18 protein-coding genes and 3 pseudogenes are annotated in these 22857 nt (G+C 64.8%); 4 read left to right on the forward strand and 17 right to left on the reverse strand.

Annotated elements, in window-relative coordinates; all coding sequences use genetic code 11:
• Both IVB27_RS05440 and IVB27_RS05445 read right to left on the reverse strand, forming a co-directional pair.
• A partial coding sequence (locus IVB27_RS05440; protein WP_247441987.1) for a helix-turn-helix domain-containing protein occupies window positions 1-213 on the reverse strand: 213 nt, incomplete at its 3' end.
• A gap of 289 nt (window positions 214-502) precedes the next feature.
• Window positions 503-1870: an MmgE/PrpD family protein gene (locus IVB27_RS05445; RefSeq protein WP_247441989.1), complete on the reverse strand. Its 1368-nt coding sequence runs from the start codon at window positions 1868-1870 to the stop codon at window positions 503-505.
• Window positions 1871-1994: 124 nt separating this feature from the next.
• On the opposite strand from IVB27_RS05445, the gene IVB27_RS05450 reads away from it, so the two are divergent.
• On the forward strand, window positions 1995-3110 hold the full coding sequence (locus IVB27_RS05450) for an FUSC family protein (protein WP_247441991.1): 1116 nt from the start codon (window positions 1995-1997) through the stop codon (window positions 3108-3110).
• A gap of 54 nt (window positions 3111-3164) precedes the next feature.
• Here the strand turns inward: IVB27_RS05450 and IVB27_RS05455 are convergent.
• The 12 genes and pseudogenes from IVB27_RS05455 to rpsT form a co-directional block, all read right to left on the reverse strand.
• Window positions 3165-3272 (reverse strand): annotated as a pseudogene (locus IVB27_RS05455) (2-hydroxychromene-2-carboxylate isomerase); the annotation flags it as partial.
• Window positions 3269-3757 carry a DUF2867 domain-containing protein gene (locus IVB27_RS05460; protein ID WP_247441992.1) on the reverse strand — a complete coding sequence of 163 codons (489 nt, stop codon included), beginning with the start codon at window positions 3755-3757 and terminating at the stop codon, window positions 3269-3271. The gene IVB27_RS05460 and the pseudogene IVB27_RS05455, both read right to left, overlap by 4 nt.
• Window positions 3754-5148 carry an MATE family efflux transporter gene (locus tag IVB27_RS05465; protein ID WP_247441994.1) on the reverse strand — a complete coding sequence of 465 codons (1395 nt, stop codon included), beginning with the start codon at window positions 5146-5148 and terminating at the stop codon, window positions 3754-3756. The genes IVB27_RS05460 and IVB27_RS05465 overlap by 4 nt, the downstream gene beginning before the upstream one ends.
• Before the next feature lie 193 nt (window positions 5149-5341).
• Window positions 5342-6637: a UDP-N-acetylglucosamine 1-carboxyvinyltransferase gene (gene murA, locus IVB27_RS05470; RefSeq protein WP_247441996.1), complete on the reverse strand. Its 1296-nt coding sequence runs from the start codon at window positions 6635-6637 to the stop codon at window positions 5342-5344.
• A gap of 292 nt (window positions 6638-6929) precedes the next feature.
• Window positions 6930-9365 (reverse strand): DNA topoisomerase (ATP-hydrolyzing) subunit B, encoded by a 2436-nt coding sequence (gyrB, locus tag IVB27_RS05475; protein ID WP_247441998.1) that lies wholly within the window; start codon window positions 9363-9365, stop codon window positions 6930-6932.
• A gap of 281 nt (window positions 9366-9646) precedes the next feature.
• Window positions 9647-11815, reverse strand: coding sequence for a hypothetical protein (locus tag IVB27_RS05480; protein ID WP_247442000.1), 2169 nt, complete (start codon window positions 11813-11815; stop codon window positions 9647-9649).
• A 201-nt stretch (window positions 11816-12016) separates the two neighbouring features.
• Window positions 12017-12196, reverse strand: a pseudogene (locus IVB27_RS05485) (hypothetical protein); the annotation flags it as partial.
• A 120-nt stretch (window positions 12197-12316) separates the two neighbouring features.
• Window positions 12317-13453 carry a DNA replication/repair protein RecF gene (gene recF / locus IVB27_RS05490; RefSeq protein WP_247442198.1) on the reverse strand — a complete coding sequence of 379 codons (1137 nt, stop codon included), beginning with the start codon at window positions 13451-13453 and terminating at the stop codon, window positions 12317-12319.
• 77 nt (window positions 13454-13530) lie between these two features.
• Window positions 13531-13893: pseudogene (locus tag IVB27_RS05495) on the reverse strand (endonuclease domain-containing protein); the annotation flags it as partial.
• A 128-nt stretch (window positions 13894-14021) separates the two neighbouring features.
• The gene (dnaN, locus tag IVB27_RS05500) at window positions 14022-15140 is read right to left on the reverse strand and encodes a DNA polymerase III subunit beta (protein WP_247351542.1); all 1119 of its coding nucleotides are present in this window, start codon (window positions 15138-15140) and stop codon (window positions 14022-14024) included.
• Window positions 15141-15396: 256 nt separating this feature from the next.
• Window positions 15397-16809 (reverse strand): chromosomal replication initiator protein DnaA, encoded by a 1413-nt coding sequence (dnaA, locus tag IVB27_RS05505; RefSeq protein WP_247442002.1) that lies wholly within the window; start codon window positions 16807-16809, stop codon window positions 15397-15399.
• Window positions 16810-18060: 1251 nt separating this feature from the next.
• A complete protein-coding gene (gene rpsT, locus IVB27_RS05510; RefSeq protein WP_007598259.1) occupies window positions 18061-18327 on the reverse strand; it encodes a 30S ribosomal protein S20 in 267 nt (88 codons plus the stop codon).
• A gap of 401 nt (window positions 18328-18728) precedes the next feature.
• Here rpsT and IVB27_RS05515 point away from each other — a divergent pair, with 401 nt between their 5' ends.
• From IVB27_RS05515 to IVB27_RS05525, 3 genes are all read left to right on the forward strand, one after another.
• The gene (locus IVB27_RS05515) at window positions 18729-19046 is read left to right on the forward strand and encodes a hypothetical protein (protein WP_247351545.1); all 318 of its coding nucleotides are present in this window, start codon (window positions 18729-18731) and stop codon (window positions 19044-19046) included.
• Between the two features lie 147 nt (window positions 19047-19193).
• The gene (gene msrA / locus IVB27_RS05520; protein ID WP_247442004.1) at window positions 19194-19850 is read left to right on the forward strand and encodes a peptide-methionine (S)-S-oxide reductase MsrA; all 657 of its coding nucleotides are present in this window, start codon (window positions 19194-19196) and stop codon (window positions 19848-19850) included.
• 358 nt (window positions 19851-20208) lie between these two features.
• On the forward strand, window positions 20209-20955 hold the full coding sequence (locus IVB27_RS05525) for a polysaccharide biosynthesis/export family protein (protein ID WP_247442006.1): 747 nt from the start codon (window positions 20209-20211) through the stop codon (window positions 20953-20955).
• A 1-nt stretch (window position 20956) separates the two neighbouring features.
• Here the strand turns inward: IVB27_RS05525 and IVB27_RS05530 are convergent, their stop codons facing one another.
• The 3 genes from IVB27_RS05530 to IVB27_RS05540 all read right to left on the reverse strand — a co-directional run bounded on the left by IVB27_RS05530 (window position 20957) and on the right by IVB27_RS05540 (window position 22836).
• Window positions 20957-21439 (reverse strand): hypothetical protein, encoded by a 483-nt coding sequence (locus tag IVB27_RS05530; protein WP_247442008.1) that lies wholly within the window; start codon window positions 21437-21439, stop codon window positions 20957-20959.
• Between the two features lie 140 nt (window positions 21440-21579).
• On the reverse strand, window positions 21580-22251 hold the full coding sequence (locus tag IVB27_RS05535; protein ID WP_247442009.1) for a dienelactone hydrolase family protein: 672 nt from the start codon (window positions 22249-22251) through the stop codon (window positions 21580-21582).
• 249 nt (window positions 22252-22500) lie between these two features.
• A complete protein-coding gene (locus IVB27_RS05540; RefSeq protein ID WP_247442011.1) occupies window positions 22501-22836 on the reverse strand; it encodes a hypothetical protein in 336 nt (111 codons plus the stop codon).
• Window positions 22837-22857 lie beyond the last annotated feature (21 nt).

The raw sequence follows: 22857 nt of genomic DNA on the forward strand, positions 1-22857 counted from the left end.
CCCCACAATCGCATCCACGATGTGCTGCGGCGTCGCTCGCCCATGCACCCGCGCCGCGTGCGAGCGATCCGTAAGCCCTCCAGGCCCTTCCAGCTGATAACGATCCAACCATTTGTAACCGGTCTTGCGACTAATCTCGTAGCGTTCGCAAAGCTCCGTCATCGTCCACATTCCGCTTCGCTGATCCGCGATGAAGCTAACCCGTTGGTCCATTGCGCAGCTCTCTCGCCAAGGCATCGGCTGATCCTCCCAGCCGACAGAGAACTGTCACCCATCCATCCGGTCTACTTTGTTACCTATCTATCCGGTCTGGACAATTCTTCTTCCTTCTCCCCTTGCGGGAGAAGGTGGCGCGAAGCGCCGGATGAGGGGTCTCTATCCGCGCATTCAATGGTGAGAGGTTTGCTTCGCGGATAGAACCCCTTACCCGTCTCGCCGCTGCGCGGCGAGCCACCCTCTCCCACAAGGGGCGAGGGTGCACCGCTCGTGTCGCGCGAATCTACTACCTCCCCAGCTCGGTCGCCTTTGCCACGCGATCGAACCGCTCCAGCGTCATAATCGCGTCCGCGAATTTCTCCGCGCGCGCGTTCAGCACCGGGCGTGCCAGGGTCAAAAACTTCTGCTGCATCGCCTGCGCGTCGGGGAAGGAGGTCGGCTCTCCCGACGGATCGGCGTAGAGCCGCTCATGCACGCCGTCGTCCGTCGTGATACTCACGCGCGCGCCAAAGGGGTGGGTGCGGCCGATTTCGAGCCGGTCGTCCTGCACCACGTCGAACTTGTCGGCGAGCGCGTCGATGGCGGCGTCCCCAAGGCGGGTGTAGTCGTCCCAGCCAAACGAGCCCTGGTCGAGCGCGAGCGCGCCGGTGAAGAACATCGAGAACTGGCCGCCGACGATCGAGCTGGGATGGCGCTTGGTCGCGGCGTCGCCGGTCAGCGTGATGCCGTTGCGGTGCAGGCCGATCTCCACGCGCTTGACCTGATCGGGCGTCAGATTGTGCTCGCGCCGCATCGCGATCAGCGCGTCGATCGCAGCATGGGTGTAGCGGCAGCTCGGGTAAGGTTTTACGCCGATCTTCATCGTCTCATAGGTCTTGCCGAGCTCGGCGACCGCCTTGTCGGGATGCGCATCGTCGGTGTAGCCGGCGAGCAGGCCATGCTTGCCCTCGACCGATTCCGTCGCGCCGACGAAATCGTTGCGCGCCAGCGTTGCTGCGATCACGCCGTTCATCGCGGCGGCGCCGACCTGATAGCGCTTGTTCCAGGCGCCATTGACCAGAAATTGCAGCGAGCCCGCGGCCTGGCTGCCGGCGACGCCGAAAGCGGCGATGAGCTGTTGCTCGGAGAGGCCGAACAGCTTGCCGGCGGCCGCCGCTGCGCCATAGGTGCCGGCGGTGGCGGTGGGGTGAAAGCCGCGCGCATAATGCGAGGTCGGGTCGAGCGCGTTGCCGAGCCGGCAGCAGACTTCATAGCCCGCAACGATCGCGGTCAGCACGTCGCGCCCGGAGGCGCCGACCATCTCGCCGATGGCGAAGGCGGCCGGAACCACCGGCGCGCTCGGATGCAGCGAGGAATCGGCGTGGGTGTCGTCGAAGTCGAGGGAATGGCCGAGTGCGCCGTTGAGCAGCGCCGCGACCGCCGGCGTCCAGGTCTTGCTGTCGCCGAACACGGTGGAGCCGCCGTTGGTGTCGAGCGCGAGCGCCTCCAGCATCTTCAGGATCGAGGGGGTCGATTCCGCTTCGCTGCGGGCCCGGATCGCGCTGCCGAGGAAGTCCAGTATCAGCACTTTTGCCCGATCCAGCACTTCCGCCGGAATATCCCCGTATTTCAGGCTGGCGACATAGGCGGCGAGCGTTGCGGTTTCGTGGGCCATCGTGTTTCCTCGTTTTGGCGCGCAAGTTAAGCGGGCTGATTTGGCCTTTCAAGCGGCCTCGGGACCGCGGGCATCAGCTATGCTTTTGGCTGGCTTTATGAGAGTTGGACCGGGATACTCGACGATGGCATTCGCAGGAGAGCTGTTCGACCGGGTCTGGTCGCGAAAGACCCAATTGGGGCTGGCGGTCCGGGTCACGGTGGCGGCCACCGGCGCCTACGCGCTCGCCACCGCGCTGCATCTTTTGTTGCCGCTCTGGGCCGTCCTCACTTCCATCATCGTGACCCAGATGAGCGTCGGGCGCTCGCTGAAGGCGACACGCGACTACATGCTCGGCACCATCGGCGGCGCGATCTATGGCGGCGCCATCGCGATCCTGATCCCCTATTCCGGCGAACTGGGCCTGCTGGGTCTTCTGGTGCTGGCCGTGGCGCCGCTTGCCTTTGTCGCATCGATCTATCCGAATCTAAGCTCTGCAACGGTGACCGCCGTGATCGTGCTCGTGCTTCCGTCGATGCATCATGCCGATCCCATGGCCTCGGCGATTGATCGCGTCAGCGAAGTTTCGGTCGGTGCGGTGACGGGGCTGCTCGTCTCATTCCTGGTGCTGCCATCGCGCGCGGTGCGGCAAATCCGCGCTAGCGCGGCGAAGCTGCTCGAATTGATCGCAGAAGCCTTCAGCGAATTGCTCGCAGGCCTGACGCGCGGCCGGGACAATGACGCGCTGCATCGGATTCAAGACGGTATCGGCGCCGCAATGGTCGGCATGAATACCATTGGCGCCGAAGCTGAGCGCGAGCGCTCTGCGCGATTGTCGAGCGGGCCGGACACCGGCCCGTTGTTGCGCACGATCTTGCGGCTGCGCCATGACGTCGTGATGATCGGCCGCTCGACCGTGGTGCCGTTGCCGGTCGAGGTGCAGACACGGCTTGCCGCGCCGCTGACGGAAGTCTCGACCGTGATCGCACGCTTCCTGCGTTCGGCCGCCGCGGCCTTGCGCGAAGGCGCCGGCGCCCCGCCGATCCATCCCGTCCACGTCGCGCTTCAGCATTATGCCGAAGCGGTCGCCGCTGTGCGCCGGGACGGCCTGATCCGGGGCCAGCCGAGCGACACCGCGGAGCGCTTCTTCGCGCTGGGCTTTTCGCTGGAGCAGATGCACCAGAATCTCTGCGATCTCGATCGCGTCGTCGGCGAATGGTCGGAGGCGGCGGCCGACAAGCCCGCGCGTGCGGCGGAGTGAGCTACCGCCGCGTCAGGCCCTCGCCCTGCATGCACCAGAGCAGGAGGTCGATGCGAGTTTGACCGCGAGATCAAATTCCGCGACGAGCTTCAGCGTCGTCGGTAGCGCCAGATAGCTGAACGGACTGCGGAAAGAGTAGAAGAGATCGACGGACAGGGTCATCGCGCCGGCTCGGCGATGCGTCCCATCATGCTGCGGGCCACAAGCTTGTGGAACGGCGTGATCAGGGTGAGATAGGCACGGCCGAGCAGATTGTTGGTCCGCACCAGCGTGGTCAATGTCACCCCCTGGCCCGCGGCATCGCCGGCCACGTCGACGACGATGCGGAAGTCGAGATGAGAGTCGTCAAAACCCGCGACGAGCCGATCCGGGGTTTCGCTGAGGACCGGAAACAGGCCGATCAGGCCGCCTGGCGCCGGCGCGCCTTCGCCTGATGTCTTGAGTCCGAACGGAGCCACCAGGACGTTGCGCAGGCGCACGAGGGCATCGATCCAGCGCGGTCCGTGCAGCACCATCCTGGTGCAGGCCTCGCGGGCGTCGAGCTGTTGTTTGCCGGTCGCGACGCGAAAGGCGTCGATGAACTGCGCGCCGGCCAGCAGCCGGCCGGCATCGACATTGGGGGTGACTTCGCGGACAGTCCCGATCATTCCGCCAATTTGCGCGTCAACATCCGAAAGCGCAAGATCAGAAGCCCGGCATAGACGAACGATCCGATCGACAGTCCGATCCAGACACCGACGGCGCCGAAATCGGCGTGGAAGGCGAGCCACCAGGCGATCGGAAAGCCGACGCACCAATATCCGATCGCGGCGAATACCAGCGTCATCCTGGTGTCATTGATGCCGCGCAGCGCGCCGCCCATGATGGTCTGGATTGCATCGGCGATGAAGAAGGTCGCGCCGACCAGGAGCAGCGTCGCGGTCAGCTCGACGGTCGCCATGCTCGCCTCGCCGCTCCCGAAGAACAGCCGTGCGAGCTGATAGCGGCCGAGGATGATCGCGACGGTCAGGGCCGAGACGAACGCGATCCCGATCACCGCTGCGACGACTCCTGCGCGCTTCACCGCGAGCGGCTCACCGCGGCCGAAGGCGTGGCCCACCCTCACCGTGGCCGCCATGCCGATGCCGAGCGGGACCATGAACAGCACGGCGGTGACCTGGAGCGCGATCTGATGCGCCGCGAGCGCGGTCGTCGAGATCAATCCCATCAGCAGGGCCGCCGACGAAAACAGGCCATATTCCAGCAGCAGCGAGAACGAGATCGGGGCGCCGATCGCGATGAGCCGGCGCATCAGGGGCCAGTCGATCCGCCAGAGATGAGCGAGCAGACGATAGTCCGCGAACGGCTTGCGCAGCCCCGCAATGGCGAGCGTAGCGACGAAAGTGCCGAGATTGACCAGGGTGGTCGCAAGCCCCGCGCCGAACAGGCCGAGCTCCGGCAGGCCGAACAGGCCATGGATCAGGCAATAGACCAGCCCGGCATTGATGGGGATGGCCGCGAGCGTGATCCATAGCGGCGCCTGCGGCCGGTTCACCGCGCTCATCATGCTGCGCAGCGCGATGAAGCCCAGCGCCGGCGCGATGCCCCAGGCCAGCCCGTTCAGATAGCGCTGCGCGAGCGCGGCCGAGTGCGGCGCCTGTCCGAGCGCGATCAGGATGTGCTCGCCATAGAGCGGCGAGGCCATCATCGGCAGCGAGATCAGGAGCGCGACCCACAGGCCGACGCGCAGGGAGCGGCGGATGCGCCTGACATCGCCGGCGCCGAAGGCCTGCGCGACCAGCGGCGAAACCGCTGCCATCAAACCGAGCCCGAAGGTGAAGCTGACGAAATAGACCGTATGAGCCAGCGCCGCCGCGGCGACCGCGGCCTCGCCGAGCCGCCCGATCAGCGCGAGATCGGTGGTGATCATCGCGATCTGCCCGAGCTGTGTCAGCATCATCGGCACGGCCAGTCGCAGCGTCTCGACGAACTCGTCGGCGAGAGGATCTGGCGGCACGCCGGCTTGCGGCTGCGAACGGGGCTGGACGGTGTCGAGCATGGCTATCCAATAGCATCGCAGGGCGACGAAAACATGGCCTCACTCTCGTGTCCCGGACGCGCGGAGCGCGAGCCGGGACCCAGAATCACGAGCGCTGTCTTTGCGGTATGGGCCCCGGCTCAGCAGCGCATCACTCGCGTGCTGCGCTGCGTCCGGGGCACGAGACCATCTCAATCCAGAAGTGGAAGCCGCCTCAGTCCTTCCGCTCGGGCACGCGCTTGATCTTCGCGCCGAGCGCATTCAGCCGTTCGTCGATGCGCTCGTAGCCGCGCTCGATCTGGTCGGCGTTGTCGATCGTGGAGGTGCCCTCGGCGCAGACCGCCGCCAGCAGCATGGCCATGCCGGCGCGGATGTCGGGTGAGGTCATCGTCGCGCCGTGCAGCCGGCTGGGTCCTGCGATGATGGCGCGGTGCGGGTCGCACAATACGATGCGCGCGCCCATCGCGATCAGCTTGTCGACGAAGAACATCCGCGATTCGAACATCTTCTCGAACATCAGGATCACGCCCTCGCATTGCGTGGCGGTGACGATCGCGATTGACATCAGATCGGCCGGGAAAGCCGGCCAGGGCTGGTCCTCCAGCTTCGGCACGTGGCCGCCAAAATCGTCCTGGATCTTCAGCGTCTGGTTCGAGGGTACGATGAGATCGTCGCCTTCAATGCGGCAGACGATGCCGAGCCGTTCGAAGCCCATGCGGATCGAGCGCAGATGCTCGACGCCGGCGCGCACGATGCGAAGCGGTGAGCGCGTCACGGCGGCAAGCCCGATCAGCGAGCCGACCTCGATATGGTCCGGCTGGATCCGGTAGGTCGCACCGCCCAGCGTCGCCGGACCGTGCACGATCATGGTGTTGGTGCCGATGCCTTCGATCTTCGCGCCGAGCGCGACCAGGAAGTTGGCGAGGTCCTGCACATGCGGCTCGGACGCGGCGTTGCGCAAATAGGTGACGCCGTTGGCGGCGACCGCCGCGACCAGCGCATTCTCGGTCGCGGTGACGCTGGGCTCGTCCAAAAACACGTCCGCGCCGGCCAGCCTTGCCGCGCGGAATTCGAGCCGGTCGGTTGCGGTGACTTTGGCCCCCAACTGCTCCAGCGCCAGCACATGTGTGTCGAGCCGGCGGCGGCCGATGACGTCGCCGCCGGGCGGCGGCAGCATGACTTCGCCGCAGCGGGCGAGCAGCGGGCCCGCGAGCAGGATCGAGGCGCGGATGCGGACGCACAATTCGGGATCGAGATCGGCGGCGCGGATGCTCTTGGCGTGAATATGAAGCGTATTGCGGGCCGTCCATTCCGCGGCAGCGCCGACCGAGCGGATCAGCTCGACCAGCGTCTCGGTGTCGCGAATCCGCGGCACGTTTTCCAGCGTCACCGGATGCTCGGTGAGCAGGGCGGCCGCGATGATCGGCAGGGCCGCATTCTTGTTGCCGGACGGCTCGATCGAGCCCGAGAGCCGCTGACCGCCCTCGACGATGTACTGGATGGGCGCCACTGAGGTCTCACTGTTCTGTTGGGTGGGGCGAGTGGGTTTCGAGGCAGAAACTACAGAGAATTGAGCGGGGGAGCAATTCGGGCTCGATGGCTATCACGAACGAGGTGCGCTCCCTCTCCCGCTTGCGGGGGAGGGCTGGGGAGGGGGTGTCTCCGCGGTGGGATTGTCGAAATCTACGGAGAATATCCCTGCGAGGAGAAAGCCCTCACCCGCCGCGCTCGGGACGATGCTTCGCATCGCCCGTCGCGCGCCGACCTCTCCCGCAAGCGGGAGAGGTGCAGCGAGGTCGGGGCTAGATATCGATCGTCGCGCTCAGCGAATGTTCCTGGATGAAGTCGCGGCGCGGCTCGACCACGTCGCCCATCAGCTTGGTGAAGATGTCGTCGGCCTCGTCGACCTCCTTGACCTTCACCTGGAGCAGCGAGCGTGCATCGATGTTGAGCGTCGTCTCCCAGAGCTGCTCCGGGTTCATCTCGCCCAGACCTTTGTAGCGCTGCAGCGTGACGCCCTTGCGGCCGGCGTCGGTGACGGCTTCGAACAGATCGACCGGGCCGTAGACCATATGCTCCACGTCCTTGCGCCGCAGCTTGCCGGGGCGGACATAAACGTCCTCGAGCTTCACCGTGTACTCGTCCAGCTTTCGCGCTTCGACCGAGCCGAGGAAGGCGTCGTCGATGACGGCGGCTTCCTTGACGCCGCGCACCGTACGCTCGAATTGGAAACCATGGCCTTCCACGTATTGACCGACCCAGCCGCGTTCGACCTCGTCGGCGAGAGTGTCGAGGCGGGCGGCGATGTATTGCGCGGCCGCGGCGGCTTTCTCCGGATCGCCGTAGATCGCCTTGTTGAGCACGCCGGTGATGGCGGCCTGCTCGATCACCTTGCGATTGTAGCGGGTGTGCAGGCTGCGCAGGATGCCGCGGACGGCGCGGGCGTCGTCGACCAGCGAACGCAGGTCGCGGCCGGTACGATCGCCGCCGGTACCGGGAATATAGACGCAATCGTCCAGCCCGGTATCGATCAGATAATCTTCCAGCGCGCGCTCATCCTTCAGATACTGCTCGGACTTGCCGCGGTTGACCTTATAGAGCGGCGGCTGGGCGATATAGAGATAGCCGCCGTCGATGATGTCGCGCATCTGACGGTAGAAGAAAGTGAGCAGCAGCGTGCGGATGTGGGCGCCGTCGACGTCGGCGTCCGTCATCACGATGATCTTGTGATAGCGCAGCTTCTCGATCGAGAATTCGTCGCTGATGCCGGTGCCGAGCGCGGTGATGAGCGTGCCGATCTGCTCGCTGCCTAGCATCTTGTCGGGACGCACGCGTTCGACGTTGAGGATCTTGCCGCGCAGCGGCAGCACCGCCTGGAATTCGCGGTTGCGGCCCTGCTTGGCGCTGCCGCCGGCCGAGTCGCCCTCGACGATGAAGAGCTCGGACTTGGCCGGGTCCTTTTCCTGGCAGTCGGCGAGCTTGCCGGGCAGCGAGGAGACCGAGAGCGGGCTCTTGCGCGTCAGCTCGCGCGCCTTTCGCGCGGCTTCGCGGGCCGCGGCCGCCTGGATCACCTTGCCGACGATCATCTTGGCTTCGGAAGGGTGCTCCTCGAACCAGGCCTGGAGCGCCTCGTTGAGCACGTTCTCGACCACGGGGCGCACTTCCGAGGACACCAGCTTGTCCTTGGTCTGCGACGAAAATTTCGGGTCCGGCACCTTCACGGAGAGAACGGCGGTGAGGCCTTCGCGGCAGTCGTCGCCGGTGAGCGCGATCTTTTCCTTTTTCGCGTTGGCATCGGCATAGCCGTTGACCTGGCGCGTCAGCGCGCCGCGGAAGCCGGCGAGATGGGTGCCGCCGTCGCGCTGCGGGATGTTGTTGGTGAAGCACAGCACGTTCTCGTGGTAGCTGTCGTTCCACCACAACGCGGCCTCGACGCCGATGCCGTTGGCTTCCGCGCGCACCATGATCGGCGCCGGCACGATCGCCTTCTTGTTGCGGTCGAGATATTTGACGAATTCCTCGACGCCGCCGGAATAGTGCATCTCCTCGCGCTTCTCGACCGCGTGACGCATGTCGGAGAGTGCGATGTTGACGCCGGAATTGAGGAAGGCGAGCTCGCGCAGCCGGTGCTCCAGCGTGGCGAAATCATATTCGATGTTCTTGAAGGTTTCGGTCGAGGCCTGGAACGTCACCTCGGTGCCGCGCCTGCCGGGCGCGTCGCCGACGGCCTTGAGCGGTGCAACGGCGTCGCCATGGGCGAACTCGATGTAGTGCTCCTTGTTGTCGCGCCAGATGCGCAAGCCGAGCTTGCTCGACAGCGCGTTGACGACGGAAACGCCGACGCCGTGCAGGCCGCCGGAAACCTTGTAGGAGTTCTGGTCGAACTTTCCGCCGGCATGCAGCTGGGTCATGATGACCTCGGCCGCCGAGATGCCTTCGCCCTTGTGGATGTCGACGGGAATACCGCGACCGTCGTCGCGCACGGTGACGGAATTGTCGGCATTGAGCACGACATCGACGCGCGTGGCGTGGCCCGCGAGCGCCTCGTCGATCGCATTGTCGACGACCTCGTAGACCATGTGATGTAGGCCCGAGCCGTCATCGGTATCGCCGATATACATGCCCGGACGCTTGCGGACGGCATCGAGACCCTTGAGCACGCGGATCGATTCCGCCCCGTAATCGCTCGGATTTGAGGGTTCGTTTTCGGCAGGCGTCTGCCGAGCAGGTTCTGTCATGAGAGGCCTTCGAGATGTCGTCCGAATCAGCGGCGCAAAAGGCGCTGATATGCGGGCTATTTGTGCCACGAAAGACGGATTGCGCCTAGCGCAAAGTATCTCCCGGCAAGTCCTTGATCAGATAGGATTTTTTGGCCGGTTTTCAAGGCTTTCGAAGGCCGATTCCAGGCGCTGGAAAAAGCGCGATTCGAGAAGCAGTTTCGGGCCGTGGAAGACGTGGATTTTGCGGGGACGAGGGGCGTTCCGAGGCGCTTGGAACGCCCCGGAACGGCCTTGCAGGCTCAATACATCTGAAGCGGCAGCACGTCTCCGCTTGGCCCCACCAGGAGGCCCCAGGCATCGCCGGCGGCCACGGTGAGGGTCTCGGTCCGGGCAGGGCGTCCCGCCAGACGCAGCGCGTACTGGTACTTGCCGGGCGGCAGATCGAGCATCGGGCCTTTCGGCGACTGCGGGCCGCCGGCGCCGGCCGCGATCTTCACGGTTTGATTGTTGATCGTCAGCGATGCCTCCGTCGGCCCCATATTGCCGAGCATCAGCCTGGCCTGTCCGGCTTTCGGCATGATGTCGGCCTTGGCCGCGGCCTGTGGATTCCGCTGCACCAGGCTGACAATTGTCTCGTCCCTGGCGCGGCCAAGCTTCAGCACGGCCGGCCCCTCCGGCGAGGTGAACGCGAGCTCCGCCCGCTCGGCGGTCACGGTCGCACCGTCGGCCTTTTCCTGCCAGCCGCGCTTGGCCAGCTCCGTGCGATAGAACGCGAGGACGTCGCCAAGCGCGGCGGGGATGCTGGCTTCGAGCTCGGTCCGGAACGACTGATCGCTGCCGGAGAATTTCGTGGAGCTAACGCCGGTGGAGCTGTGCTGCGTGGGTACCGGCAGGGCGGAATCGGGATCGAGCGTGAGCGGCTCGGTCGGCTTGGCTTGCACCGACGCGACCTGTCCCGGCTTGGCCTGGGCGGGCTTCGCTGCAGCCATCACCAGGCCCGATCCGTTGGCGCTGACATTCACCTTCGGCCCCATCTGCATCACGGTCATCGAGATCGATTTGCCACCCTTTGCGAACTCCAATACCGCCATGTTCGGCTGGTTGATGACGGACGGCTGCTCCTTCCAGCCTGCTGATTTCAGCAGCGCCCGGTAAAACGTGGCGAGCGCCTTCACGCTCGACGTGGAAGAGAATTCGAGCCGGCCGGCGTCGCCTTCGAACGTCACGCCCTCGGCGGTTTCAGGCAGCGGCACCGGCGTCTTGCTGTCAGCCAGTGCATTCAGCGGCGCGTCTGACAGCGCGGCCGCCTGCAACTTGCGTCTTGCGTCGTCGGCGGTGATGAGCTGCTTGGCCGCACCTAACGCATCCCCAAGGAACTTCTCGTCGGCCTTCTTCTTCGCCTGGGCACGGGCGGCAAGTGCGGATTCCTTCACCTGCGCGGTCAGGCTGACCATGGTGAAATCGTATTTGCGGCCAAGCCGCAGCAGGCCGGTTTCCTCAGCCGAAGAGATCCTGATCGCGACCTCGTCGCCGGGCGCGCGCGGCGCGCTGCCGTCCTCCTGCCAGCCGCGCGCGGCGAGTTCGCGATGATAGAAAGCGAGCACGGCGGGCAGCTCGGCCATCGCGGCGGCTGACATTTCGCGCTTGTCGGAGCTTGCGCTGCCGAGGCCCTTGGCCGTCTTGGTCGGGCTCGGTCGCGGCAGGCCGGCCAGATCGCTATCCGCTTTGAGCTCGCTGGGTAGCGCAAAGGGCGCGAGCCGGATATCGACATTGGTGCGGCCATCGTCGCGGCGCGTCAGCGTCAGCATCACGGGCTTCTGCTGATAAAAGCCGGTCTCCTTGCTATCGGCGTGCGCGTAGAACGCGCGCAGGCCGTTGGGAGCGGTTTCATCCAGGCTGGTCGTCCAGCGCGCAGCGGTTTCCGGCGTGAGCTTCCACCAACCGATCGCAGCCATCTGGCTGCTGTAGAAGTCCGACGTTGCATCGAGCGGCGTCGGCGCGATGCAGTCGAGATAGGGCCGCGTCCCGTCAAACACGATGTCGCTTGCGCCTTCCGGAAATGGCACGTTCCCGTAGATCCGGTCGGTCGTGTAGTAAACCACGGACTGGTCGGGCCGGCCGAGCGCCTGCGTGAAATGAACGAAAAGGCCCTGCCGACCCTTCTTGAACTTCAGCAGGCTGCTTTTCTCCTCCAGCGGCATCACATAGGGCACCCAGCCGTTGGCGCTCAGGAGTTTTTGGACCGCGGGCAGCGTCGCCGCCTGCGGCGTCGGCATGCGATACTCGACGCGATAGGGATCGGGGCGCGAGGTGTCTTCCACCGCGCCCTCGAGCTGCGGCAGCGCGTGGACGTCGATGATGCCCTCGTCGGCGCCGGCCGCGATCGAGCAACTCGCCATCAGGAAGAGACCGCATGCAAGCAGCTGCCATCGTGCCGGGACTTGCGTCCCGCGCGGGATCATCGACATGGTTACGTCTCCAGGATGCCGCGCGGCGCTTTGGCGCGTGCGATTGCAACGGCTGCGCCACCGTCGGCGCGGTCTCAGACCAGAAGTCGCGTCGGGAAGCGGGCAGGTTCAAAGATCTCGGAGGTCTCAATAGAGCTGGAGCGGCGACCATGCCTCGCCGTCGCGCCCGACGGTGAGCTCCCAGGCGTCGCCGGCCGCGACGGTCGGTGCGGGCAGCTTGGCACCGGGATCCGGCGTGAGGTCGGCCGAGAACAGCGGCGACAGATGCGGCATCCAGGCGCCGGCGCTTGCCGCGAGCATGCACGTCGCGAGCAAGACGAGGCCGCACGCAAACGCCCGCCATCGTGCCGGGGCTTGCACCCCGGACCTTACCGTCCGCATCTCATTCTCCAGGAATGCCGCGCGCATCAGTGTCATCGCGCGATGGCAGCGCTGCGACACTATCGGCGCGGCCTCAGACAGCTAGTCGTTGACGGGACCACGCGGGTTCAATGCGGCGGCTCACCGGCGCGCGCTGACTTGTCCGCTCTCGACGTCAAAGATCTCGCCCCCGGTGCCGATCTCGGCGAAGGCGGCCGGATCTGCGCCGGTCAGCCACACCTGCGCGCCGAGCTTGCGCAGCTCGTCGAACAGCGCCGCGCGCCTGCTGGGATCGAGATGCGCGACGACCTCGTCGAGCAGCAGCAGCGGCACGATGCCGGTCATCTCGGCGACTAGGCTCGCATGCGCCAGCACCAATCCGATCAGCAACGCCTTCTGCTCGCCGGTCGAGGCATCGCGCGCCGGCATGCTTTTCGGCGCGTAGATCACCTGGAGATCGGTGAGATGCGGACCGTCCGTGGTGCGGCCGGCGATGGCGTCACGCGGACGGTTGTCGCGCAGGATCTGGCGGTAGCGGTCCTCGACCGACGTCGCCGTCTCGTTCAGCAGCGCGTTCTCCATCCAGCCGTCGAGCCCGATTTGCGCCGAGGGGAAGGCGGAGGTCTGCGCGCGTGCATTCAGCATGCCGGTGAGACGTGCCGCAGTCTGGCCGCGGGTTGCGGCGACGGCGACCGCAAGCTCCGCGGTCTCGCGCTCGATCGCGTCACACCAATGGTCGTCGTAATTGCGCGTCTCGAGCAGGCGGTTGCGCGAGCGCAGCGAGCGGTCCAGCGCCGAGATGCGGCTGGAATGGTCGCTGTCGATGGCAAGCACGAGGCGGTCGAAGAAGCGCCGGCGCTCGGACGCCGCACCCATGAACAGCCCGTCCATCGCCGGCGTCAGCCACACCATACGGATATGGTCGCCGAAGGACGCCGCCGAATTGACCGGTTCGCGGTCGATGCGGCAGCGCCGGCTGACCGGGCTGTCGGCGCGCGGCGGATCGATGCCGGTGCCGAGCGTGGCGAGGCCCAGCGCGCCCTCGACCTGTGCAGATACCGCCCAGGAACCGTCGCCCTGGTTGTCGGCAACGTCGTCCAGGGTCGCACGCCGCAAGCCGCGTCCCGGCGACAGGAACGAGATCGCCTCGATGCAATTGGTCTTGCCCGCCCCGTTCGGCCCGACCAGCGCCACCATGTCAGCCGTCGCCTCGAGCCCCGCCGCCCGGTAATTGCGAAAATGCGTCAGCGTCAGGCGATGAATGCGGGAGGGGGTCATGATTTGCGGGCACACTCTGATCCCTCCCCCCTTGTGGGGGAGGGTGGCGCCTCACGAAGTGAGGCGACGGGTGAGGGCCGCCCGGCGAGCTTTGCAAGGATATCCTCCTGCACCGCCACAGGTCGCTGCAACACATCGTTGTTCCAGTAGCGCGCCGTCTGAAATCCTTCGGCCGCAAGCATGGCCTCACGGGCAGCGTCGCCTTGTGATTCTACGTGCTGGCTGCCGTCGATCTCGATCACAAGGCATTTCTCGAAGCAGACAAAGTCGAGAATGTAGTTTTTGAACGGGACTTGCCGACGAAACTTGAAGGCGGACAGCCGGCGTTCTCTGAGCAGCCGCCACATCGCAGCTTCCGCATCAGTCGGCTCATGCCGCATGTTCTTCGCAAAATGGCGGAGATGTTTGGGGACTGGCCGATGGGACGGCTCTTGCGGCACTAACCCCTCACCCTATCGAGCTTGCGTCGACCAGCGGAGTAGCCCTCTCCCACAAGGGGAGAGGGCGCAGCAATGCGCATCGCGCTTGCTTCCAAAAGCAGGGTGCGCGTGGCGTAGAGCCACGTCCCTCACACCCGCATCGGCATCAGCACATACAGCGCGCTCTTGTCGTCGCGGTCCTGCACCAGCGTCGGCGAGCCGGGGTCCGCGAGCCGGAGCGTTGCGACGTCGCCTTCGATCTGGGCTGCGATGTCGAGCAGATAGCGGGAGTTGAAGCCGATATCGAGAGCGTCGGAGGCGTATTCGACTTCGAGCTCTTCGGTCGCGCTGCCGGAATCCGGGTTGGTCACCGACAGCACCAGCTTGCCCGGCGACAGCGACAGTTTCACGGCCCGCCCGCGCTCGCTGGAGATGGTGGAAACGCGGTCGACCGCGTTCTCAAAATCCTTCTTGTCGACGACGAGTTCCTTGTCGTTACCCTGCGGGATGACGCGGCTGTAGTCGGGGAAGGTGCCGTCGATCAGCTTCGAGGTCAGCACCACATTGCCGATGGTAAAGCGGATCTTTGCCTGCGACAGCTCGATCGTGACCTCGGCCTCGTTGTCCTCGATCAGGCGCTGCACCTCGCTGACCGTCTTGCGCGGAACGATCACGCCGGGCATGCCGTCGGCGCCCTTGGGCTGGACCAGGTCGAGCTGGGCGAGGCGGTGGCCGTCGGTGGCGACGCCGCGCAGGGTCGCGGCATTGGCGGAGCCTGCGGCATGCAGATAGATGCCGTTGAGGTAGTAGCGCGTCTCCTCGGTGGAGATCGCGAACTGGGTACGGTCGATCAGCCGCTTGACGTCCTTGGCGGCGAGCGAGAACGAATGCGACATGTCGCCGGCGGCCAGATCCGGAAAATCATTCTCCGGCAGCGTCTGCAGCGTGAAACGGGAGCGGCCGGCGCGGATCGCCAGCACGGCGCGGTCGCCGTCGGCTTCGAGCACGATCTGCGAACCATCGGGCAGCTTGCGCACGATGTCGTAGAACATGTGCGCTGGCACGGTGGTGGACCCTGCGGTCGCGGTTTCCGCCGCGAGCGTTTCCGTCACCTCGAGGTCGAGGTCGGTCGCCTTCAGCGACAATTTCGCGTTCTCGGCCCGGACCAGCACGTTGCCGAGGATTGGAATCGTGTTGCGGCGCTCGACCACGCGGTGGACATGGCCCAGCGACTTCAGGAGTTGCGCGCGTTCGACCGTAACCTTCATTGCACTACTCGCCCGATCCCCAAGGAAACACAAATTTGGAAAAGCCGGGCGGCGGGACGCGCGCCACGGTACCGAAGACCCCCAAAGCCGGATCATCCAGTCGATATGACCAAAGCCTTCAGGGTCGCGCAAGGTGGCGCGTAAAGTCATCCGTTTCAAGGGATCGCGGGATGGTTCCCCACGATTTACCGGCAAAAACACACCCGCCGCCCAGGCATGGCCGGGGCGGCGGGGGAAAGGGGAAAAACCTGGGCGTTTATTCCTGAAGCTGACGCTTCAGCGATTCGACCTCGTCCGACAGCGCCGTGTCCTTGGAAACCAGGGCTTCGATCTTGCGAACGGCGTGCAGCACCGTGGTGTGGTCGCGCCCACCGAAGCGGCGGCCGATTTCCGGCAGCGAGCGCAGGGTCAGCGTCTTGGCGAGGTACATCGCCACCTGGCGCGGACGGACCACGTTGGCGGTCCGGCGCGAGGACAGCAGGTCGGAGCGGCTGACATTATACTGCCGCGCCACCACACGCTGGATGTCCTCGATCTTGATGCGCTTCGGCTCCTGCGGCCGGATCAGGTCGCGTACCTCGTGCTCGGCCATTTCCAGCGTCACCGGCCGGTTGTTGAGCTTCGAGTGCGCGAGCAGGCGGTTGATCGCGCCTTCGAGATCCCTGCCGTTATGGGTGATGGCGCGGGCCAGATAGGTCAGAACCTCCTCCGGCACCTCGAACGTCGCGTGATGGGCGCGGGCCGCCGCGACGCGCGACTTGAGAATGCCATGCCGCAGCTCCTCGCCGAGCGAGGCCATCTCGACCACGAGGCCGCCGGCTAGCCGCGAGCGCACGCGATCGTCGAGGCTTTCGAGATCGGACGGCGGACGGTCGGCCGCGATCACGACCTGGCGGCCGGCATCGATCAGCGCGTTCAGGGTGTGACAGAACTCGGCCTGGGTCGACTTGCCCTGCAGGAACTGGAGATCGTCGATCACGAGCACGTCGATGCCGCGCAGCGCTTCCTTGAAGGCGAGTGCCGTCTGCGTCTTCAGCGCGGCGACGAAGCCGTACATGAATTTTTCCGCGGTCAGGTAAAGCACCTTGCGCTCGTTGCCGGAATTTCCGGCCCAGGTCACCGCCTGCAAGAGATGCGTCTTGCCGAGTCCAACACCCGCATGGATGTAGAGCGGATTGAACATGACGGGATCGCCGCGGCGACCCTCCGCGACTTGACGCGCAGCGGCATGCGCCAGCGTGTTGGAGCGGCCGACGACGAAGCTTGCGAAGGTCAGGCGCGGATCGAGCGGCGAGCCGCCGAGCGCATCGTGATTGGCCGAGACCGGCGCGGTCGCGGTCGAGCGCAGCTCCGGCGCAGGCGAGCGGCGCGCTTCGACGGGCGCGGGCACTTCCTTCTGCTGAACGACCGGACGCACGGCCGAACGCACGGTGAGATCGATACGATGCACTTCCGGCATCTCGGCCTGCCAACACGACAGCACGCGCTCGGCGTAATGCGCCTGAATCCAGCTCTTCAGGAAGCGCGTGGGGACCGAGAGCCGCACGCTCTCCTCCTGCACACCTTCCAGATCCATGCGAGCAAACCAGCTCGTATAGACGTCTTCGCCTACGTTCGTGCGCAGCCGGCTCTTCACGCGTGACCAGCGATCCTGTTCCGATGGGTTCATCGTTAAAAAACTTCTCTTGAGAGATAAGGTTGCGTTGTGAACGCCAAGCGGGGTTCCCCGTCATGGCGCGACCTCAAGCGATTCCATCGTCGGGCACAGCTCGACCGTTCGGCGCGAACGCCGCGAGGTCAGATCAGCGATGTCGGAGATGGAGAGTTCGCGAGGTCAGCGCGTACTCGGCGCGCCCTCACACGAGGGGGGCTGAACGCAGGACGGATCGGAGACGGCATCGTCGAGCGATGGAATCTGTGTCAACACCGCGTTGAATCCGTAGGACATGATACCTCCCCGTCCTGCCGCGATCGCTCACGGCAAGGTCCTGCCTGAAAAACAACCGCATCTGAATTGCTCCAGCCGCGGATGCGCCCGTCTGTACTCGTCGTCCGCTCGGCTTCGCCATCCTGCGTGTCGGAGTAGCCTCGAGATGTCTCTCATTTTGCGCTGGGCGCGAGCGGGAAGATCCCGCTTGGAGACATTCAGACAAAGAACTACCTTTCCCATATTGCTATGGGTTTCGAACCGACAATCGCTGGGTTAAGCGTCGCTTACGTGCACATCGCCGCCGATTTGCACGCTCGCCCCGTTTCCGATACCGCGCTGGTCTCAAGATCGTGGGCGCCGCTGACGCCTTAAGGAATACACTATGCCGAAGGACTCGCAACGAAATTGATTCACACTTGAGGCGCCAAAAAACTTGATCTGCGTTAACGCCGCGCGCGACTTGTGCACAGGCTTCAGACCAAGGTTTTGGATTCGTGCACAGAATCGAAAGAGCCGCGCCTTGTGTGACAATTCTCCGCCACTGCCAAAAATTCTTTACAAAAGCGTCACGCGGCGAGACGCGCGGGCGATTTTTCCAAATGCTTGGCGTCACTATGTCGATAAGTGATTAGCGAGACACCGTTTTTTGAGTCTCGTTTCACAGGGTAACTCCATCGCCTGGCGCGATCCGGTGAAACTACGGTGTGAAGAACGCGCAGGCGCAGGAATTCAACTTGAGCCCGCCTCGCAAGGGCTTTTTGCACCGCGGTGAAAAGTTTCCCCTGTTGCAAAATCACCCGCAGGTAGAACTAATGGTGTGGACGCCGCGATCCTTCGATCGAAGGTCGGTCGCGCCCGACTGCTTGCGTGACTATGGCTGGCAACAAAAAAGCCCGGCGTGATGCCGGGCTGTTTGACGCGTGCGATGTGCGACCGGATCGTCCGATCGAACGAAGGCTTGCTAGGTCACTCGCCAGATTACTCGCCGGCTTACTTGGCGAGCTTGGCGATCTGCGCGGTGAGCCGCGAGACTTTGCGGCTGGCGTTGTTCTTGTGAATGATGTTGCGCTGGGCGGCGCGCATCAAAGCGGGCTCGGCATTCGCCAGCGCCGTCACGGCGGCGGCGCGGTCGCCGGTCTTGATGGCTTCTTCGACGTTACGCACGGCACCGCGCATCTGGGTGCGGCGCGACTTGTTGACGGCGGTGCGGCGGGCGATCTTGCGCGTCGCTTTCTTGGCGGAAGTGGTATTGGCCATGTTCTCAATGTCCTTTGCGGGTACCGGTCGCGTCTTGGTCGGTAGCGCCGGCTTGCTTGACCGCGTAATCGACGCTCGGAATTAGGGTGTTCGGTTGCTAGGCTGTTCCCGGAACATGAGCGACAGCCTTGCGGCTGTCTCTGAGGCCCAAAGAGCCTCTAAGCCCAAAGAGCCTGCAACTGCTCAAAGAACAGCGGCGGCAGGATTGCGCCCGCCGCCAGTTGGCGCCCTTATAGAGAGGGTCTTTGGCACCGTCAACGCTTTCCCGGGCTGGAAAACCAGCCCCTAGGGCCTGGATGAGTGCCGTAACGCCCTGAAGAGGTTGAATTTCTGCCGTCTCCCTTGTATTGGCTGGCAGCGTTACGAGGATCGTCCGATCGGACGACCATATAAGGTGAAGCATGATCCGCGGCTTTTTCCGACTGATTGGGCTGTTGCTGCTCGCCGGCGGATTCATCTTCATGGTCTATGACGGCGCCCGCTGGGTGGCTGACCAGACCCTGCGGTTCACCCGCTTCGGCCAGTTCTGGAACGACATCAATCAGGGCAGCCAGACGGCGTTCCGGACCTGGGTCGAGGCCAAGGCGCCATGGCTCTGGACCTCGGTGATCCGCCTGGTGCTGGATCAACCGGTTTTCGCCGTCCTCGGCATTCTGGGGATCCTCCTGATGATCCTGTTTCGCCCGCGCAAGCCGCTGATCGGTTATTCCCGGGATTGAGCTTTCAATTCCGCGACTGAGCCGGGGCGCGCGCGGCGTAACAGGGCTGCCCCTTGCGGCGTAGATCCCTATATTCCCACCTGATCGCGAGCACGCCGCCTGAGCACCTGTCTCAAGCGACCGACAGCTCGTTGCGGAGATTCAATCATGCTTTTCATGCGCAAGACCACCGCATTGCCGAGCGCCACGGAAGCGCTGCCCGGCCGTGCGCAAGCTATTCCGACCGCGACCAGCCATTTCGTCAACGGCGCGAAGTTGCAGCCGCCTTATCCCGCAGGCCTCGAGCAGGCGGTGTTCGGGCTCGGCTGCTTCTGGGGCGCGGAGCGCAAGTTCTGGGAGCTCGGCGACGGCGTTTACGCCACCGCCGTCGGGTATGCCGGCGGCCACACGCCGAATCCGACCTATGAAGAGACCTGCTCAGGCCGCACCGGCCACACCGAAGTGGTGCTGGTCGCGTTCGATCCGAAAAAGATCTCCTACGAGAAGTTGCTGAAGATTTTTTGGGAGAGCCACAACCCGACCCAGGGCATGCGTCAGGGCAATGACGTCGGCACGCAGTACCGAAGCGCGATCTACACTTATTCGGACGCGCAGAAGAAAGCGGCCGATCAATCGAAGGCGCTCTATCAGAAGGCGCTTGCCGCAAAAGGTCTCGGCGCTATCACCACCGAGATCGCACCCGCCGGCGAATTCTATTTTGCCGAGGACTATCATCAGCAATATCTGGCGAAGAATCCCGCCGGCTATTGCGGTCTGGGCGGCACCGGCGTGTCCTGCCCGATCGGCGTCGGTGTGAGCGCGTAAGCTGGCGACGAACTCGCCGTACCTCTCCTGCAAGAGCAGGGCAGCGGCATTTGAGAGCAGTTTCCTGCGGCCCATCCTTCGAGACGCCCGCTTTAGGCGGGCTCCTCAGGATGAGGATGGAGTGTACGGCAACAGTTTCAACAGGCACCGATGCCGATTAGCCTCATCCTGAGGAGACCGCAAAGCGGTCGTCTCGAAGGACGAGGCGCGCGTTCAGGCTGGCCCAAAAAGCCATATGCGATAGCAGTGCCCGCAAGCGGGAGAGGGAGCGCAGCGCGGCATCGTCGCGCCGCCTCAACGCTTTATTAACCATAACCGGTGCAACACTGGATCTGTCTCGTTTCGAGGGATAGGTCCGGTGCCGGTTGCACGCGCGTTTCGATGGTCGATCTTGGCAACGTCCTTGGCAGCGTCCGCCGCGCTTGCGCTTGGCGGCTGCATGCAGACCGCCGGCCCCGTCGCGGTGATGCAGCCGCGCGCCGATCTCGACTCCATGGCCTATGGCCAGCCCTATTACGCGCCACAGCCGGTCGTCGTCGGCGACGGTGGCGGCGCCATCGGGGCTCTGCGCAATTCCTTTGCCTCTTCGCCTGCGCCCATGCCGGTCGGTTATGCCGCACCGATGGCGGCGCCGGTCCGCTACGATTCCTCCTACCATCTCGATGCTGGCGACAGGCTGCGCGTCGTGGTCTATGGCCAGGAAGGTCTCACCAACAGCTACGCCATCGACGCTGGCGGCTCCATCACCATGCCGCTGATCGGCGGCGTGCCGGCACGCGGTCGCACCCCGGCCGGCCTCGCCGGCGACATCGCCGCACGCTTGCGCAACGGCTTCATCCGCGAGCCTTCGGTGGCCGTGGAGATCGAGGCCTATCGCCCGTTCTTCATCCTCGGCGAAGTCTCCGCGCCCGGACAATATCCTTACGTACCGAACATGACGGTCGAAAGCGCCGTCGCGATCGCGGGCGGCTTCTCGCCGCGCGCCAAGCGCGACGTTGTCACCGTCACGCACACCGAAGCCGGTGGCTCCATGCGCGCTATCGTCCCGCTCGGCACGCCTCTGGCCCCCGGGGACACCGTGTTCATCGGCGAGCGCTGGTTCTAGCTCACCGCCTGAAATCCAGCCGTCCGTTCGGAAAACATCCGTCGATCCTGTTGGCGTCGACCACGAGCCCGATCCATGGCCGCGTGATCGCCGGTGTGGTCAGGTTGATGTATTTTCCGACCAGGCGACCCGCGCCGTCGCGCGCGGCATCGATCAGCCCGTGCCGACGACCGTCGTCCCAGTCGAAGCGCAGATAGATCCGCTCGCCTTTGACCTGAACCTCGGCGCACCCCTGCTTCCATTTCTCCGCCGTATCGCCGGTGATGGTCGGATCGGCGCCGCCATTCCAGCGGCTCGCCCAGAGGCCCTCGATCGGATCGGACATTGTCGCGATGGAGGCCCATGCCGCCGCGTTGCCGTCGGTTGCATCGCCGGCCAGCGTGGCGGTCGCGGCATAGTCCGTCACGTCGGAATCATCGGGCGAGGGGACGTCCATGGTTCCGAACGGATTGCGGATGACGAGGTGCGTGATGGCCTGCTGCATGGCGGTCTCCTGGCGTGAGTTTGGCTTGATCCGCCTGCTCTATCGCCGCGCGCCGTGCTGCAGCCACCCGATTCCTGCTCCTCCTCATTCCGGGGCTGCGTCTTTCGGTGCATCCCGGAATGACAGCAGTGCGTGCGGCCCTATTTCAAATGCTTCACGAAAAATTCCATGCTGCGCGGCCAGGCGATGTCGGAGCTGGTTTTGTCGTAGCTCGCCCGCTCGTCGCAATGGAAGCCGTGCTGGGCGCCCGGATAGACGAAGACCTCGACATCCGGCCGCTTGGTCTTGACGGTCTCGACGTCGGTCAGGGGGATGCCGGTATCCTTCTCGCCGAAATGCAGCTGCGTTGGCACTTTCGGTGTCTCGTCGGCAAAGCGCACGACCGCGCCGCCGTAATAACCGATCGCGGCCTTCAGGCCCGACAGCCGCGTTGCCGCGACGAAGGCGATGCTGCCGCCGAGACAGAAACCGATAATGCCGACCGGGCCGACGCTCTTCACCGCATCGATCGCCGCCTGCGTGTCGCGCAGCATCGCCTCCCAATCAGGGCTCGCGACGAACTTGCGCGCTTCCGCGATCTCATCAGGAGTGTAGCCCGACTGGAAGCCCGGCGACGTTCGGTCGAAGATCGACGGCGCGATCGCGACATAGCCCTCCCCGGCGAGGCGATCGCAGACCGAGCGGATGTGATGATTGACCCCAAAGATCTCCTGGATCACCACCACTGCGCCTTTCGCCGTGCCCGAGGGCTCAGCGCGATAGGCACCGAGCTGGAAATTGTCGGAGGCCGTCAGCTTGATGTCTTGTCCCACGCGGGTTGTCCTTTTTGGTTGTCACGAATTCTAATCCCTCCCCTCATCCTGAGGAGCGCGCCCCTTGCGCGCGTCTAAGGATAGAGGCCCGTGACGCTTCAGCCGGGCCTTCATCCTTCGAGACGCTTGCTTTGCAAGCTCCTCAGGATGAGGGGAGGCAGGCCGTGCCTGCATGGTTCTCGCGGTGATGCGCAATATCGTCCGCCAGACGCGCGCAAGGGGCGCGCTCCTCGCCATGAGGAGAACCACCTACTCCCACATCCAGTTTTCGCCGTAGTCTTCCTTCCATCCTGCCAATCGTCCGTGACGGAATTGCAGGAACAGGCGATGGCGAGAGGGTATCAATCCGCTGCCGCCGATGTTGCGCAAAGCGAGGTAGATCTCGCTGCCGGGACGCCCGCGGACGTATCGCAGCGGCTGCCCCAGGGCGCGCGCGGTCTGCTCGGCGTCCATGCCGAAAGCGAGCGGCGTATTGTTCGACAAGGTCGCGACAAAAGGGAGGCGCGGCGGCATGGTGCCGAGCGGCTCGGCCTGCGCAGATACCGATAGCAACACCGCGCCCGCCGCCAACATCGCTCGCTTCATTGCCAGTGTTCCTGTCCGACC

The sequence above is a fragment of the Bradyrhizobium sp. 197 genome, assembly GCF_023073375.1.
In the GTDB taxonomy this organism is placed as follows: Bacteria; Pseudomonadota; Alphaproteobacteria; order Rhizobiales; family Xanthobacteraceae; genus Bradyrhizobium.

What these genes read in the sequence shown, in the direction of transcription:
- IVB27_RS05445 (WP_247441989.1), bottom strand. Translation starts at nt 1,870, where the DNA reads ATGGCCCACGAAACCGCAACGCTCGCCGCCTATGTCGCCAGCCTGAAA.
- IVB27_RS05450 (WP_247441991.1), top strand. Translation starts at nt 1,995, where the DNA reads ATGGCATTCGCAGGAGAGCTGTTCGACCGGGTCTGGTCGCGAAAGACC.
- IVB27_RS05460 (WP_247441992.1), bottom strand. Translation starts at nt 3,757, where the DNA reads ATGATCGGGACTGTCCGCGAAGTCACCCCCAATGTCGATGCCGGCCGG.
- IVB27_RS05465 (WP_247441994.1), bottom strand. Translation starts at nt 5,148, where the DNA reads ATGCTCGACACCGTCCAGCCCCGTTCGCAGCCGCAAGCCGGCGTGCCG.
- gyrB (WP_247441998.1), bottom strand. Translation starts at nt 9,365, where the DNA reads ATGACAGAACCTGCTCGGCAGACGCCTGCCGAAAACGAACCCTCAAAT.
- IVB27_RS05480 (WP_247442000.1), bottom strand. Translation starts at nt 11,815, where the DNA reads ATGTCGATGATCCCGCGCGGGACGCAAGTCCCGGCACGATGGCAGCTG.
- recF (WP_247442198.1), bottom strand. Translation starts at nt 13,453, where the DNA reads ATGACCCCCTCCCGCATTCATCGCCTGACGCTGACGCATTTTCGCAAT.
- dnaN (WP_247351542.1), bottom strand. Translation starts at nt 15,140, where the DNA reads ATGAAGGTTACGGTCGAACGCGCGCAACTCCTGAAGTCGCTGGGCCAT.
- dnaA (WP_247442002.1), bottom strand. Translation starts at nt 16,809, where the DNA reads ATGAACCCATCGGAACAGGATCGCTGGTCACGCGTGAAGAGCCGGCTG.
- rpsT (WP_007598259.1), bottom strand. Translation starts at nt 18,327, where the DNA reads ATGGCCAATACCACTTCCGCCAAGAAAGCGACGCGCAAGATCGCCCGC.
- IVB27_RS05515 (WP_247351545.1), top strand. Translation starts at nt 18,729, where the DNA reads ATGATCCGCGGCTTTTTCCGACTGATTGGGCTGTTGCTGCTCGCCGGC.
- msrA (WP_247442004.1), top strand. Translation starts at nt 19,194, where the DNA reads ATGCTTTTCATGCGCAAGACCACCGCATTGCCGAGCGCCACGGAAGCG.
- IVB27_RS05530 (WP_247442008.1), bottom strand. Translation starts at nt 21,439, where the DNA reads ATGCAGCAGGCCATCACGCACCTCGTCATCCGCAATCCGTTCGGAACC.
- IVB27_RS05540 (WP_247442011.1), bottom strand. Translation starts at nt 22,836, where the DNA reads ATGAAGCGAGCGATGTTGGCGGCGGGCGCGGTGTTGCTATCGGTATCT.